Source organism: Aeromonas sp. 604176, assembly GCF_049170755.1.
In the GTDB taxonomy this organism is placed as follows: Bacteria; Pseudomonadota; Gammaproteobacteria; order Enterobacterales; family Aeromonadaceae; genus Aeromonas; species Aeromonas veronii_A.
This window is the reverse complement of the sequence record NZ_JAAKNE010000114.1, coordinates 1-14,167: the sequence shown is the minus strand read 5'-3', so window position 1 is coordinate 14,167 and position 14,167 is coordinate 1. Positions and strand designations below refer to the sequence as shown.

Genomic DNA, 14,167 nt, shown 5'->3' with positions numbered 1-14,167 from the left:
TATCTCAAGCGGCTGCGGGAGATCTGTACCAAACACGGCATCCTGCTGATTTTTGACGAGGTGATCACCGGTTTCGGTCGTCTTGGCTCCCCCTTTGCCGCACAGGAGTTCGATGTCATCCCCGACATGATCACCTGCGCCAAGGGGCTCACCAACGGCGCTATCCCCATGGGAGCTGTGCTGGTGCAAAAGCATATTTATGACGACATGATGGCGGCAGGTAAGGGGGCTATCGAGCTGTTCCACGGCTACACCTATTCCGGTCATCCGGTGGCTGCTGCTGCGGGTCTGGCGACCCTCGAGATCTATCGCAACGAGAACCTGCTTAGCCGCGCCGCGGATCTGGCGGGCTACTGGGAGGAGGCGGCCCATTCGCTGAAGGGCTGCAAGCATGTGAAGGATGTGCGCAACTACGGGCTGGTGGCCGGTATCGAACTTGAATCCATGCCGGATGCGCCGGGCAAGCGCGCCTATGAGGTGTTTGTCCGCTGCTTCGAGAAGGGGGCGCTGATCAGGGTGACCGGCGACATCATCGCCCTGTCGCCACCCCTCATCATCGAGCGCAGCCAGATCGATGATCTCTTCACCCTGCTGCAGGATGCCCTGCAGGCACAACCCTAACCCATTTGATGGCCCCGCGCTGGCGGGGCCTTGCGTTGTCTTGTTCAGCGCAATCACCACATCAATTATCACGGAGGATACATGACATACAGGGTCAGCAACTTCATCAACGGCCAGCCGCAGGAGAGTCGTAGCGAGCGCCAGGGCGCCATCTTCAACCCAGCCTGCGGCAAGCAGCAGGGGAGCGTCGGGCTTTCCAGCGCCGCCGAGTGTCAGGAGGCGATCGCCATCGCCGAGCGTGCCTTTGCCGACTGGTCGCAAACCCCGCCGCTGGTGCGGGCTCGGGTCTTTTTCCGCTTCAAAGAGTTGATGGAGCAGCACAGGGACGAGCTTGCCCAGCTCATCAGCCGCGAACACGGCAAGGTCTTCTCCGATGCGCAGGGTGAGTTGACCCGAGGGTTGGAGGTGGTGGAGTTTGCCTGCGGCATTCCCCATCTGCTCAAGGGGGAGCACTCCCTCAACGTCGGCCGTGGGGTGGACAGCTACTCCATGATGCAGCCGGTCGGGGTCTGCGCCGGTATCACCCCGTTCAACTTCCCGGCCATGGTGCCGCTCTGGATGTTCCCGGTCGCCATCGCCTGCGGCAACACCTTTATTCTCAAACCCTCCGAGAAGGATCCCTCTCTCTCGCTGCGGATGGCCGAGCTGCTCAAGGAGGCCGGTCTGCCGGACGGCGTGCTCAACGTGGTGAACGGTGACAAGGAGGTGGTGGATGTGCTGCTGACCGACCCGCGAGTAGGTGCCGTGTCGTTTGTCGGTTCCACCCCTATCGCCCAGTACATCTATGCCACCGCCTCGGCCCACGGCAAACGGGTGCAGGCGTTGGGCGGCGCCAAGAATCACATGGTGGTGATGCCGGATGCGGATCTCGATCAGGCGGTCTCTGCCCTGATGGGGGCCGCTTATGGGGCCGCGGGCGAGCGCTGCATGGCCATTTCGGTAGCCGTGGTAGTGGGTGACGAGACCGCCGATGCCTTGGTAGCCAAACTGAAACCGCTCGTTGAGAAGCTGCGGGTGGGCCCGGGGCTGGGCCAGAGCCCGGAAAACGAGATGGGGCCGCTCATCAGCAAGGAACATCTGGCCAAGGTGCGCGGCTACGTGGATCAGGGGGTGGCCGAAGGGGCCACGCTGCGGGTCGATGGTCGCACGCTGAGCCACGACGAGGGTTACTTTATCGGTGGCTGCCTGTTTGACGAGGTGACCCCCGAGATGCGCATCTATCGCGAGGAGATCTTCGGCCCTGTGCTCTCCATCGTGCGGGTGCCGGACTACGAGACGGCACTGCGGCTCATCAACGAGCACGAGTACGGCAACGGTACCGCCATCTTTACCTGTGACGGCGACACCGCGCGGGACTTCACGGCGCGGGTGCAGGTCGGTATGGTAGGGGTGAACGTTCCCATTCCGGTGCCGATGGCGTTTCACAGCTTTGGCGGCTGGAAGCGCTCCATCTTCGGGCCGCTCAACATGCACGGGCCGGACGGGGTTCGCTTTTATACCCGGATGAAGACGGTCACGGCGCGCTGGCCCCAGAGCCTGCGCAGTGGTGCCGAGTTCTCCATGCCAACCATGAAGTGATGAGCCAAAGGCTCACCACCATGATTTGATTCTCTTGCCCCCGCAGATCGCTGGTCTGCGGGGGCACTTCTGTAAAGGAGCAACAGATGCGATTGGGAATTCTCGATTGTGACCGGCTGGATCCCGATCTGGCGGATCGTTTTGGCCCCGTCTACTCCGAGATGTTTATCAGGGGGTTTCAGCCGCTGGCACCCGAGCTGGAGTTTCGGGTCTGGTCAGCCATCGATGGCGAGTTGCCGGAGGATATGCATGAGTGCGATGCCTGGCTCATCACAGGTTCACGCCACGATGCCTACAGCGATATCCCCTGGATCCAGGCACTGCGTGGCTGGATCCGCCATGCCCATGATGCCGACGTCAAGCTGGCCGGGATCTGTTTCGGCCATCAGGTGATCGCTCAGGCGCTCGGTGGCGAAGTGGTGAAATCAACCAAGGGGTGGGGGCTGGGGGTGTCGGTTCACCCCATGCTGGAAGATGCCCCCTGGATGGCGCCGGCGCGGGATCATATCCGCATTCTGGCGAGCCATCAGGATCAGGTGGCGTTGCTGCCACCCGGAGCAACCCGGCTGGCGGGCAACGATTTTTGTCCCAACTTCATGTTCCTGCAGGGGGACAACATAGTGGCCATTCAGGGGCACCCCGAGTTCTCTGTGGAGTACAACCGGGCGCTGATCGAACGGCGCCGTGGCCTGCTGCCCGACGAGCGTTACCAGAGCAGCCTCTCCTCGCTGGAGGGGGAGGTGGATTCGACCACCATGATGCAGTGGTTGCTGCAGTTTTTGGGGATCCTGCCGCTGCGGGCTGGCGCGGCCTGAGTGCGGTTTGTCAGCGACCCCCTTCGGGTGCTAGATTTTGTAGCAAAATGAAGGATCAAGCGCTGCGATGTCGGGATCGGATGATACACTGGCCGCCCTTTGTGGCGGCCTGTTTGTCTGGCGTGATCGCCGCACCAGCTTGAGAGGGTGAAGCCTTGAAACTACAGCAATTGAAGTACTTGATCGCGATCCGGGACCACAACCTCAACGTCTCGGTGGCGTCCGATGCGCTCTATACCAGCCAGCCCGGGGTCAGCAAGCAGATTGGCCTGTTGGAGAGCGAGCTGGGAGTGCGGATCTTCGAGCGCCGTGGCAAGCATCTGCACCGCATTACCCCGGTAGGCGAGGAGATCATCAAGTGTGCCGAGGCGATGCTCAATATCGAGAGCAAGATCAAGGCGATCTCCCGCGAGTATCTGGACCCGACCGTGGGCACCCTCAACATCCACACTACCCACACCATCGCCCGCTATCTGCTGCCCAAATCGGTTACCTACTTCACCAAGAAGTACCCCAAGATCTCGTTCCACCTCCATCCGGTGATGTCGGCGAGCAAGGAGCAGATCAGCAAGGGTTACTCCGATTTCTCCATCGTTGCCCACGAAATTGGCTTCGACAAGGAGCTGATCGCGCTGCCCGCCTACCTCTGGACCCTCTCGCTGGTGGTGCCGCAGGATCACCCGCTGGCCAAGGTGAAGAAGCCGACGCTGGAGCAGCTCTGCCACTACCCGATCCTCAGTTACGAGAGCGGAGCCACCGGTCGGCAGGTGCAGGACGAGGTGTTTCAGGCGGCGGGGCTGACCCCGAGCTACTACATGACGGTAATGGATGCCGGAGTGATCAAGCGCTACGTGGAGCTGGGCTTTGGCATCGGCATTATCTCCTCGCTGGTGGCCAACGACACCGACAGCCCCGGGCTGGTCTCCATCAATCTGGAGCACCTGTTCAAGCCCTGCCCGGCCCAGATCTGCTTCAGCAAGAGCATCCTGCTGCAGAACTACATGTATGACTTCATCAGCTCCTTCTCGCCCCACCTCACCAAGGAGGTGATCCAGAGCGTGATGCAGCAGCCGACCCAGGCGCGCATCGACGAGCTGCTGGCCGGGGTGGAGCTGCCCATCTATTGATCCTGATCGGATTCCCGATCGCTGCCGGTTGTCTCTTCTGTCAGGCTGGGCTCTACTCGGGGTTCAGCCTGTCTCTTTTGGGCTATATCCATCGTCCGAGGTCTCTATGTCCCGTATTCTGCTGCTTGCCAATCTCAACTGTGATCATGTGCTCTCCCTCTCCGAGCCGCTGGTGGCGGGGGCCCGGCTGCAATACGTGGATCAGGGACGCAGGCTGGGAGGTGGTGCCGCCAATACCGGCATCGGGCTGGTGTGGGCGGGTCACGAGGTGACCATTGCCTCACGCATCGGGCTGGACGAGACCGGCGACTGGCTGCTGGAGCAGGCGGCCGGTTACGGGCTGGATTGCAGCCATGTGGAGCGCTTTGGCGGCGAGACCGGCGAGTTGCTGATCCTGGTTGACTCCACCGGCGAGCGCACCATACTTCGCCGTCCCCGTCGTCCCGATCTGCCCGGTGATCTGCCACAGGAGGGGATCGACTGCCTCTACGTGAACTATCCCGGCACCGCCATCATCAGCTACATGCGCCAGATGCTCGGCAAGAGCTTCGTGGTGGCCCAGTATCCCAAGGGCGGCCAAGCGCGCCGTCCCTGCCATGTGCTGGTGGCCTCCCGCTCCGATCTCGGCGAGGTGAGCGACCCCTGGCAACATGCCCGCCAGTTGGCGGGGGATCAGCTCGAATGGTTGGTGTTGACCGAAGGCAAGGCGGGCGCAGTGGCCATCCATGGCGAGGAGCAGATCAGGGTCGCCGCCCGGCCGGTTTCAGTGGTTGATACCACGGGGGCAGGGGATGCTTTCGCTGGCGGCTTGATCCATGGTCTGGCACGAGGCATGGCGATCAAGGATGCGTTGCAGTGTGCGGTGGACTGGGGCGCGTTTGCCGTCGCCTCCGAGAGTTCCATCCCCTCGGTCGCGCTGAAAAACTGGCTGAAACAGCCCCACTGAACCACCTCTCTACTGGTCGATTGAGGGGCGGTTCGCAGGCCATATGACTGCTGGTCGAAGGGGCTTGACGAGGGGGACTATTCGGGAGATTTACCCGCCATAAAGCGGGCAAACGCCCGGCTAACCCGGCAAGTTTGCGATCAATCAAAGAAAGTGTCGATTTATGTGCATCTTCATCGACACCCGGTTGTGCTGCTCTTAACCTGTGACTCCGCAACTCAGATTAAGAGACAGGCCCACCCTCTGGCGAACCAATGGCGAACCAATGGCGAACAGAGGCAAACCGGTTGTCTCCTGCCTCTTAGCTCAATGTTGTCGTCCTGATTCCTGGCTTGTAGTAAGAGGCAAGTGCGACCATGCAACTGACACGATTTACCGACTACGCCCTGCGTACCCTGACCTTCCTGGCGGTGCAGCCGGGCGATCGCCTGTCGACCATTACCGAAGTGGCCGATACCTTCGGCATCTCTCGCAACCACGTGGTCAAGATAGTGCACCAGCTCGGCATCAAGGGGTACATCGAGACGGTGCGTGGCAAGCACGGTGGCATCCGCCTCGGTCGCTCCGCGGTCTCCATCAACCTGCGCGATGTGGTGATGGACATGGAGCACGTGCTCTGTCCGGTCGACTGCAAGCGCGAGAACTGCCGTCTCTCCGGTGGCTGCCGCATTCAGGGCATTTTGCGCCGCGCCATGAACGCCTTCCTCGAAGTGCTGGGTGAGTACACCCTGGCTGATGCGGTGCGCGACCCGACCCGTCTCTGTCACCTGCTGGGCATTGAGCAGGAGTCCATTCTGGCGATGGCCTGACTGGTAGAAAACAAGAACAGATATAGAAGGGGCCTGATGGCCCCTTTTGCTTTTGTACGCAGGTGGTTTTAACGACTGCCCGGCTGGCGGATCAGGGTGATGGCGCCGTGCAGACAGGCTAGGCCGCAGGCACCGCAGCCATTGCAGGCATCCATATTGACGTTGATACCGTCGGCTGTGGCCTTGATCGCCTGCTGGGGACAGGCATCTTCACAGAGCAGGCAGTAGAAGCCCTGCCGTGCCTGACAGCTCTCTTCAATCTGGACCCGGGTCTGCACCTGACGACCCAGCTGCAGGTCGAGGGCGCCGGTGGGACAGGCTCTGGCGCAGCTGCCGCAGTAGCTGCACTGGCCACAGGCGAGATCGAGTACCGGCGTACCGGCGATGGGGCTCCCCTCGTACTCCTCCTGGGTGGCCGGTTTGAGCAGACCGCGCGGGCAGGCCTTGAAACACTCGCCACAGCGGCTGCAGAGGGAGAGGTACTGGGACTCCTCGATGGCCCATGGCGGGCGCGCTTCATGGCAAACCACTGCGGGCTTGCGGGAAGCTTGCCAACCTTGTGTCAGCCAACGGAGGAAATAGTGAGTCATGCTCGCCCCTTATACCTATTAGGGGTTAATTTTATCGAAGTTTCGGGAAGCAGGCCAGAGAATAGCGGCTGTCAGGATCGCAAGCGCAGTTGCCCTTGTGTAAGCTAGGCGGGTCTTTTTACGTGGTTGAATGAAAACATATGTGGCTATTTCTCTGGCGTTCGTCCCTGCTCTATATCTTTCCCCTGCTGATGTGGGGCTACTGCCGCATCAAGGGCATCGAGTTCGTCGAGCTCGATACCGGGGTTAACAGCCACAAGTGGGTGGTGCTCGCCGCCTACCTCATCTACGTGCTGCTCTGGCTGCTGGCCAACCGCTATCTCGAACTCTTCCTGCGCCAGCGGAGCCGTAAATGATCGAGCCCGGGCTCTGGGTCATCCTGCTGCCAGCCGCCGTGCTGGCCCTCGGGCTTGGCTGGCTGATCGGGCGACGGGCCGCCACGGCACAGGCTCAGGAGCTGATGCTGGCGCAGGAGCGGCATCAAGCGTTGCAGGATCGCTTCGACGAGTTGCAGGATGAGCGCATGCAGGGCCAGCAGAAGCTGGATCAGCAGCAGACCCTGCTCATCAAACTCACCGCCCGACTCAAGGATGCGGAAGCGACCCTGCGCAGCGAGCGGCTGGCTGCCGCCGAGAAGCTGCAACTGCAACAGGAGGCGGAGCAGCGCCTCAGCCAGCAGTTCGAGAACCTTGCCAACCGGATCTTCGAGCAAAACTCCGGCAACTTCCGTGAACTCAACCAGAACAGCCTCGATCTGCTGCTCACGCCACTCAAGGAGCAGCTCGAGGGCTTTCGTCGTCAGGTGGGGGAGACCCACGCCCAGGAGACGGCCCAGCGCCACAGCCTCAAGTTCGAGCTGGAGCGCCTCGCCGAGCTCAATGCCCGCATGACCGAGGAGGCGGCGGCGCTGACCCGCGCCCTCAAGGGCGACAGCAAGCAACAGGGCAATTGGGGGGAAGTGGTGTTGGCGCGGATCCTCAGCGAATGCGGCCTGCGCGAGGGCCACGAGTACCACACCCAGGTCAATATCGAGGTGGAGAAGGGCAAGCGCTACCAGCCCGATGTGATTGTCCACCTGCCGCAGGAAAAAGACATCATCATCGACGCCAAGGTGTCGCTGACCGCCTACGAGCGCTGGTATAACGCCGGGGACGAGCTGGAGAAGGCTGTGGCGCTCAAGGAGCACGTCGCCTCGGTGCGCAACCACATCCGCGAGCTGGGCCGCAAGGATTATCAGCAGTTGCCCGGGGTGCGCACCCTCGACTATGTGCTGATGTTCGTGGCGGTGGAGCCCGCCTTCCTCACCGCGATGGAGGCCGATCCCTCGCTGGTGCGTTACGGTCTCGACAACAATATCCTGCTGGTGAGCCCCACCAATCTCATGGTGGCTCTGCGCACCATCGAAAACCTGTGGCGCTACGAGCGGCAGAACCAGAATGCCCGCCAGATTGCCGAACGGGCCGGTCGCCTCTACGAGAAGCTGCGGCTGTTTGTCGAGGAGATGCAGCAGATGGGCGGCAGCCTGCACAAGGCGCAGGAGAGCTACGACAAGGCGATGGGACGGCTGGTCAACGGCCGTGGCAACCTGATTGCGCAGGTCGAGCGTTTCCGCGAGCTGGGGGTGGAGGTAACAAAGAGCCTACCCGAGCAGCTAGTTGAGCGCGCGCTGGAACGCGACAAGGAGCGGGAGTAGTTTTTCCCCTTACAGCCATCAGCAAAAGGCCCAAACACGGTTTGGGCCTTTTGCTGATTTGGGCTCTTTTTTTAAGAAGAGAACGATAAGTAGGACTATTTCTTTAACACCGCCAGATAATTACCATCAGTTTCTATATCGATTATTTCAGTAGAAAAGCCATATTTAGCCGCCTCCCTGCTCAGCTGATCCTGAGCGATATCCAGCCAATTGATGGGCGCCTCGGTTTCTCCTTTATGGGTAAAAGAGAGCTCTCGTATAACGGTCTGGTTAGTACTCCCGTTTGTTGAGTTCAAAATGATTTGACCTTTCGGCGAAATATATTGATTAGCAAGTTCGAAAAATTTCCCCAGCATTTTAATGTTGCCCACGGCTCCGATACTGCGACCGAGTAGCAACCAGGTATCAAACCGGGCGTCAAAACTAGCCGAAAAGATATCGGCATTGATGACTCTGCTGACGCCTCTGGCTTGCATCACCTCACAGGCCAATGGCGAGATATCGAGGGCGGTCACATCAAAAAGCTGCTGTTGCAAAAAGAGCGAGTGTTCACCCGTTCCAGCTCCTATATCCAGCGTCCTTCCCCTGCACAAAGATAACGCCCGGCGATCAATCTGGTAGTAGTCGGCTGGTCGAAAAAAGATAGCGAGCGGGAGACAATATGGTTCTTGCCCGCTGATATTGATCTGCAAGGTTTCATCACCCCTGTTCTGATAGTGCTCTTTCAGCGCCTTGCCAAATAGATCCAGACTTTTCAACATGACCATCTCCCCATAATGCTGTAATCGGCAGGAATATTTTCATGTATACGATATGACATCTGTTAATCGAACCGCGGGCTTGAAGTTGCGGGATCTCCGCCACAAATAAAAACGGCCCACCGAAGTGGGCCGTTTCTATTTGCACTGCCGATGTGGATCAGCGGCTGGCGGCGCGGGCGCTCAGCTCGGCTTTCTCGCTATCGCTCAGGAAGGCCAGGGTCAGGCCGTTCTGCTGGGCGGTGCGGATCTCGCTGGCGGTCATACCAGCAGCCGGAGCGGCCACCTCATATTCGTGCGGCAGGTCGATCCCTTCCACCGCCGGGTCATCGGTGTTGAGGCAGGCCAGCACGCCGGCGGCCAGGAACTGGCGGATCGGGTGTTCGGTCAGGCTCGCTACCGTGGTGGTCTGGACGTTGGAGGTGAGGCAGGATTCGATGCCGATGCGGTGCTCGGCCAGATAGGCCATCAGGGCCGGATCCTGAATCGCTTTGACGCCGTGGCCGATACGCTCGGCGCCCAGCTCGCGAATGGCTTGCCACATGCTCTCGGGGCCAGCGGCTTCACCGGCGTGTACCGTGACGCGCATGCCTGCATCGCGCACTTTACGGAAGTGGTCGACAAAGAGTTCCCCCGGGAAGCCCAGCTCGTCACCGGCCAGATCGATGGCGACCAGCTTGTCGCGGTGGGCCAGACAGGCGGCCAGCTCCTGATTGCACTGCTCGGTGCCGAAGGTGCGGCTCATGATGCCGATCAGGTTGGTCTTAATGCCGAAGTCACGGCTGCCCGCGGCCACGCCGTCGATAATGGCTTCCACCACGCCCTGCGGGTGCAGCTTGTGGGCCATGGCCATATAGGCCGGGCTGAAGCGCAGCTCTGCATAGTCGATACCGGCGCGCAGCAGATCTTCCACGTTTTCGTAGGCGACCCGGCGGCAGGCGTCATAGTCAGCCAGCACGGCCACGCCCCAATCCAGCTTCTTCAAAAAGGCAACCAGACTCGGCTCGTTCTCGACGATCTGCACGTGGGGACGCAGTGCTTCCAGCTCGAAGGCGGGCAGCTGGATATTGTGTTGGCGACCCAGTTCGAGGATGGTTTGCGGGCGGATGTTGCCGTCCAGATGGCGGTGCAGGTCGGTCAGGGGGAGAGATCTGTCAATCATGGGGGCGCCCTCGTCGAGTCAGGTTTGCAAGCCTGCCATTCTAGGCGGGGCTTTCAAAAAAGATACCCCGTTTATGGTTAAACGGGGTTCTGGCGGACGGTGATTTGTCAGGGCGTGATGGGAATCGTTTTTCCCCGGGACTCAGGAGAGATCGAGTTCCTTCAGCTTGCGGGTCAGGGTGTTGCGACCCCAGCCAAGCAGGCGGGCGGCCTCCTGCTTGTGGCCGTGAGTGTGTTCCAGCGCCGTCTCCAGCATGATCCGTTCGAACTGGGGCATGGCATCGGCCAGGATGTCTGTCTCTCCCAGCGCCAACTTGCTGGCCACCCACTCTTGCAACTGTTGCTGCCAGCAACCGGGCATCGCCGGTTGGCCGGGTTCGGCGTTGTGGGTGATGGGGGTGAGCAGCTCGGCAGGCAGGTCGCCGACCAGCACTTCTTGCCCCGAAGCCATCACGGTAAGCCAGCGGCAGACGTTCTCCAGCTGGCGCACGTTGCCCGGCCAGGGCAGGCGGCTGATATAGGCCTGGGTATCGGGGTGCAGGCTCTTGGCCTCCACATTCAGCTCTTTGGCGGCGCGCAACAGGAAGTGACGGGCCAGCTGGGGGATGTCCTCACGGCGCTCCTTGAGAGCGGGGATGTGGATGCGAATGACGTTGAGGCGGTGAAACAGATCCTCGCGAAACTCGCCATCGGCGACCCGTTTCTCCAGATTCTGGTGGGTGGCGGCGATGATCCGTACATCCACCTGCACCGGCTGGTGGCCGCCGACTCGATAGAACTGGCCATCGGCCAAGACCCGCAGCAGCCGGGTCTGAACATCCAGCGGCATGTCGCCGATCTCGTCGAGAAACAGGGTGCCGCCGTCGGCCTGCTCGAAGCGGCCATGGCGGATGTTGTTGGCGCCGGTGAAGGCCCCCTTCTCGTGACCGAACAGTTCCGATTCGATGAGATCTTTGGGAATGGCAGCCATGTTGAGGGCGATGAAGTTTTTGTGGGCGCGCGGGCTGTGCTTGTGCAGCGCATGGGCGACCAGCTCCTTGCCGGTACCGCTCTGGCCGTTGATCAGCACCGAGATACTGGAGCGCGACAGGCGGCCTATGGCACGGAACACCTCCTGCATCGCCGGCGCTTCACCGATGATCTCCGGGGTGGCGGTGGCCTCTTGCTGACGAGATTTGCGCTTGGTGCGCTGCTCCTTGAGGTGATTCTCGGCGCGGCGCACCAGGGTCACCGCTTCGTCGATATCGAACGGCTTGGGCAGGTACTCGAAGGCGCCGCGCTGGTAAGCGTTGACCGCACTGTCGAGATCCGAGTGGGCGGTCATGATGATGATGGGCAGGTCGGCCTGACGGCGGTGGATCTGCTCCAGCAGGCTCAGGCCGTCGATGCCCGGCATCCGGATATCGGAGAGGATCACATCGGGCGAGCGCAGCTCAAGGGCGTGCAGCAGGGCTTCGCCATCGGCAAAGCTCTCGCAGTTGAAGCCTTCGCTGCCGAGAGTGCGCTCCAGCACCCAGCGGATAGAACTGTCGTCATCGACGATCCACACTTTGGCGGTCATGGGGTTCCCTTACTTGCGAAGCGGTAGAAAAATGGTGAATTCGGTGTGACCGGGCCAGCTGATGCAGTCGATCCGCCCCTTGTGCTGGTCGATCAGGTTCTGGGCGATGGAGAGGCCGAGCCCGGTTCCCCCCTCCTTGCCGGTGATCATCGGGTAGAACAGGGTGTCGCGAATGGCATCGGGAATGCCGGGGCCGTTGTCGATGATCTTGATCTCCGCCGCCAGCCGGTAACGCTGGCCGTGGATGGTGATCTGGAACGCGGTGCGGGTCTTGATGCGGATAAGCCCGGTCTGATCCCCCAGTGCTTCGGCGGCGTTGCGCACTATGTTGAGAAACGCCTGCTGCAGCTGATCCGGCTCCATCTCGAATTCGGGGATGCTGGGATCGTAATCCCGCTCGATGCGAACAGAGGGAGGGAGTTCGAGCTCCACCAGTCGGCGTACCTGCTCCAGCACCGAATGGACATTGTGCATCTGGTGACGGCCGGGGCGCTGGGGGCCGAGCAGCCGATCGACCAGTACCCGCAGCCTGTCAGCCTGTTCGATGATGATGCCGGTATATTCGCGCAGGGCCGGATCCGGCAGCTCTTTTTGCAGCAGCTGGGCCGCGCCACGCAGGCCGCCGAGGGGATTCTTGATTTCGTGTGCCAGGCCGCGCACCAGCTCCTTGGCCGCCAGCTGCTGGGCATGTTGCTGCTGCTCCTGACTGATCTTCTTCTGCTGGTCGATCTTGCGCAGCTCCACCACCAGCAGGCGCTGTTCGTGGTCGGCCATGGGGGTGGCGCTCAGCTCCACCAGTCGCGGTTCTCCCTCTACCACCAGAGTCACTTCGCTATCGGTAAAGCCTTGCCCTGAAACGAGGCACTGCTTGAGCCGTTGCAAATCGAGGGAGATATGTTCCAGCAGATGAGGCAGTTCGATGCCGATCAGCCGGCGTTCACTGAGGGAGAGCAGCTGTTCAGCCGCCGGGTTGACGAATTGGATGCAGAGCCGTTCATCCATCAGGATCACGGCGGTCAGCAAATTATCCAAGAGTGTTTTGGCGTTGTCCGAGCGGGTTGGCACAGGTTTCTCCCTAAAACGGTGCTACACACCTATTATGCACCGATATGGTGCATAGAGTTTACCCGCATCGGTGCGCTATATCACCCCTGGTTGGCTTTGGGGGTGGGTTTGGGAGCCGGCGTCACGGTCGCTCTATGCAGGTAAAAGGTGACTGGTGTGGATTTAGCAAGGATCGTACCGTCTTTGGCGAGCAGTTCTAGCTGAGCTTCGTGGGCACCGCGATCGACATTTTCGACCCGGATAGAGAGGCTGTTGCTGACGATGGGGGCAGCCTTGCCATCCAGGGTCAGGCGCACATCATACTGGGTTGGCGGTTTGGGGCTGATTTGACCCTGAAAGACGATATTGCCTGTGTTGTCGCGCAGGGTGCTGCCCTGTTCAGGGGAGAGCAGCTCGATCACCAGTTTGGCCGCCTCCTGCTCCTTCTTGGCATCGGCGCCAGTCAGGCTGTTGAAGTTGTCTACCTGTACCGAGCTGGGGGCGCTACCCAGCAGGGGAGCAGCCCGCAGATCCACCTCCTTTACGTTTTTGCCGGGAGGAGGGGCATCCGTGTAGTGGGTAATGCCATTGCCATCGACCCAGGAGTAGACCTTGGCCGCATGAGTACTGAATGAGGTCAGTAACAGGAGGGTAATTGCTCCTATGCCATGTATCTTGTTCATCCATCTCTCCTTGACGGTATCTTGCTTAATCCTATCAGAGAAAAAACCCGCCATCTGGCGGGTTTTGTCACGATTCGGCAAGCTGCCCCAATCTAAATGGGCTGTCTGCTGCGACTTAGACGGAGTAGTACAGTTCGAACTCCAGCGGGTGCGGGGTCATGCGCACACGGTCAACATCCTGCTGTTTCAGTTCCAGATAGGAGTTGATGAAGTCATCGCTGAACACGCCGCCACGGGTCAGGAACTCGCGGTCAGCATCAAGAGCAGCCAGTGCTTCGTCCAGAGAGCCGGCAACGGTCGGTACTTCTGCAGCCTCTTCCGGCGGCAGGTCGTACAAGTTCTTGTCCATGGCATCGCCCGGATGGATCTTGTTGATGATACCGTCCAGACCGGCCATCAGCTGGGCAGCGAAGGCCAGGTACGGGTTGGCAGCCGGATCCGGGAAGCGCACTTCGATACGACGAGCTTTCGGGCTCGGTACCACCGGGATACGGATGGAGGCAGAACGGTTGCGGGCAGAGTAAGCCAGCATGACAGGGGCTTCATAACCCGGAACCAGACGCTTGTAGGAGTTGGTGGTCGGGTTGGCGAAGGCGTTGATGGCCTTGGCGTGCTTGATGATACCGCCAATGTAGTGCAGCGCCATCTCGGACAGACCGCCATACAGGTCCCCGGCGAACAGGTTGACGCCGTTCTTGGCCAGAGACTGGTGGCAGTGCATGCCGGAGCCGTTGTCACCGAACATGGGTTTCGGCATGAAGGTGACGGTCTTGTTGTAGGC

14 protein-coding genes and 1 pseudogene are annotated in these 14,167 nt (G+C 60.7%); 8 read left to right on the top strand and 7 right to left on the bottom strand.

Translation table 11 applies throughout. From position 1 onward, the window contains the following. The 6 genes from G5358_RS17180 to G5358_RS17155 form a co-directional block, all read left to right on the top strand. On the top strand, nucleotides 1–621 hold a 621-nt coding region (locus G5358_RS17180), incomplete at its 5' end, for an aminotransferase class III-fold pyridoxal phosphate-dependent enzyme (protein WP_421324573.1). Nucleotides 622–702: 81 nt separating this feature from the next. After that, nucleotides 703–2,199: a CoA-acylating methylmalonate-semialdehyde dehydrogenase gene (locus tag G5358_RS17175; protein ID WP_421209100.1), complete on the top strand. Its 1,497-nt coding sequence runs from the start codon at nucleotides 703–705 to the stop codon at nucleotides 2,197–2,199. An 86-nt stretch (nucleotides 2,200–2,285) separates the two neighbouring features. Beyond that, entirely contained in the window at nucleotides 2,286–3,014 is a 729-nt protein-coding gene (locus G5358_RS17170; RefSeq protein WP_421209099.1) for a glutamine amidotransferase-related protein, read from the top strand. A gap of 155 nt (nucleotides 3,015–3,169) precedes the next feature. Then, nucleotides 3,170–4,141, top strand: coding sequence for a LysR substrate-binding domain-containing protein (locus G5358_RS17165; protein ID WP_033114758.1), 972 nt, complete (start codon nucleotides 3,170–3,172; stop codon nucleotides 4,139–4,141). 106 nt (nucleotides 4,142–4,247) lie between these two features. Further along, nucleotides 4,248–5,087, top strand: a complete 840-nt coding sequence (locus G5358_RS17160; protein ID WP_216952307.1) for a PfkB family carbohydrate kinase — start codon at nucleotides 4,248–4,250, stop codon at nucleotides 5,085–5,087. A gap of 356 nt (nucleotides 5,088–5,443) precedes the next feature. After that, a complete protein-coding gene (locus tag G5358_RS17155; RefSeq protein WP_005341983.1) occupies nucleotides 5,444–5,896 on the top strand; it encodes an Rrf2 family transcriptional regulator in 453 nt (150 codons plus the stop codon). A gap of 68 nt (nucleotides 5,897–5,964) precedes the next feature. Here G5358_RS17155 and G5358_RS17150 read toward each other — a convergent pair whose 3' ends face one another. Beyond that, nucleotides 5,965–6,486, bottom strand: coding sequence for a ferredoxin-type protein NapF (locus G5358_RS17150; protein WP_216947716.1), 522 nt, complete (start codon nucleotides 6,484–6,486; stop codon nucleotides 5,965–5,967). 140 nt (nucleotides 6,487–6,626) lie between these two features. Between G5358_RS17150 and G5358_RS17145 the strand changes: the two genes are divergently transcribed. Beyond that, on the top strand, nucleotides 6,627–6,842 hold the full coding sequence (locus tag G5358_RS17145; RefSeq protein WP_033114762.1) for a hypothetical protein: 216 nt from the start codon (nucleotides 6,627–6,629) through the stop codon (nucleotides 6,840–6,842). After that, complete coding sequence (rmuC, locus tag G5358_RS17140) at nucleotides 6,839–8,179, top strand: DNA recombination protein RmuC (RefSeq protein WP_421324572.1); 1,341 nt, start codon at nucleotides 6,839–6,841, stop codon at nucleotides 8,177–8,179. The genes G5358_RS17145 and rmuC overlap by 4 nt, the downstream gene beginning before the upstream one ends. A 95-nt stretch (nucleotides 8,180–8,274) precedes the next feature. Here the strand turns inward: rmuC and G5358_RS17135 are convergent, their stop codons facing one another. The 6 genes and pseudogenes from G5358_RS17135 to glnA all read right to left on the bottom strand — a co-directional run. Further along, nucleotides 8,275–8,940: a class I SAM-dependent methyltransferase gene (locus G5358_RS17135; RefSeq protein WP_421324571.1), complete on the bottom strand. Its 666-nt coding sequence runs from the start codon at nucleotides 8,938–8,940 to the stop codon at nucleotides 8,275–8,277. Between the two features lie 157 nt (nucleotides 8,941–9,097). After that, the gene (add, locus tag G5358_RS17130; protein WP_075116081.1) at nucleotides 9,098–10,099 is read right to left on the bottom strand and encodes an adenosine deaminase; all 1,002 of its coding nucleotides are present in this window, start codon (nucleotides 10,097–10,099) and stop codon (nucleotides 9,098–9,100) included. Between the two features lie 141 nt (nucleotides 10,100–10,240). Beyond that, nucleotides 10,241–11,659 (bottom strand): nitrogen regulation protein NR(I), encoded by a 1,419-nt coding sequence (gene glnG, locus G5358_RS17125; protein WP_005356200.1) that lies wholly within the window; start codon nucleotides 11,657–11,659, stop codon nucleotides 10,241–10,243. 9 nt (nucleotides 11,660–11,668) lie between these two features. Continuing rightward, a complete protein-coding gene (gene glnL / locus G5358_RS17120) occupies nucleotides 11,669–12,724 on the bottom strand; it encodes a nitrogen regulation protein NR(II) (RefSeq protein WP_005356202.1) in 1,056 nt (351 codons plus the stop codon). Nucleotides 12,725–12,804: 80 nt separating this feature from the next. Then, nucleotides 12,805–13,386, bottom strand: a complete 582-nt coding sequence (locus tag G5358_RS17115; protein WP_100647086.1) for a DUF4124 domain-containing protein — start codon at nucleotides 13,384–13,386, stop codon at nucleotides 12,805–12,807. A 115-nt stretch (nucleotides 13,387–13,501) separates the two neighbouring features. Then, nucleotides 13,502–14,167: pseudogene (gene glnA / locus G5358_RS17110) on the bottom strand (glutamine synthetase); the annotation flags it as partial.

Coding starts and splice junctions, on each gene's coding strand:
- G5358_RS17175 (WP_421209100.1), top strand. CDS start 703: ATGACATACAGGGTCAGCAACTTCATCAACGGCCAGCCGCAGGAGAGT.
- G5358_RS17170 (WP_421209099.1), top strand. CDS start 2,286: ATGCGATTGGGAATTCTCGATTGTGACCGGCTGGATCCCGATCTGGCG.
- G5358_RS17160 (WP_216952307.1), top strand. CDS start 4,248: ATGTCCCGTATTCTGCTGCTTGCCAATCTCAACTGTGATCATGTGCTC.
- G5358_RS17155 (WP_005341983.1), top strand. CDS start 5,444: ATGCAACTGACACGATTTACCGACTACGCCCTGCGTACCCTGACCTTC.
- G5358_RS17150 (WP_216947716.1), bottom strand. CDS start 6,486: ATGACTCACTATTTCCTCCGTTGGCTGACACAAGGTTGGCAAGCTTCC.
- G5358_RS17145 (WP_033114762.1), top strand. CDS start 6,627: ATGTGGCTATTTCTCTGGCGTTCGTCCCTGCTCTATATCTTTCCCCTG.
- rmuC (WP_421324572.1), top strand. CDS start 6,839: ATGATCGAGCCCGGGCTCTGGGTCATCCTGCTGCCAGCCGCCGTGCTG.
- G5358_RS17135 (WP_421324571.1), bottom strand. CDS start 8,940: ATGTTGAAAAGTCTGGATCTATTTGGCAAGGCGCTGAAAGAGCACTAT.
- add (WP_075116081.1), bottom strand. CDS start 10,099: ATGATTGACAGATCTCTCCCCCTGACCGACCTGCACCGCCATCTGGAC.
- glnG (WP_005356200.1), bottom strand. CDS start 11,659: ATGACCGCCAAAGTGTGGATCGTCGATGACGACAGTTCTATCCGCTGG.
- G5358_RS17115 (WP_100647086.1), bottom strand. CDS start 13,386: ATGAACAAGATACATGGCATAGGAGCAATTACCCTCCTGTTACTGACC.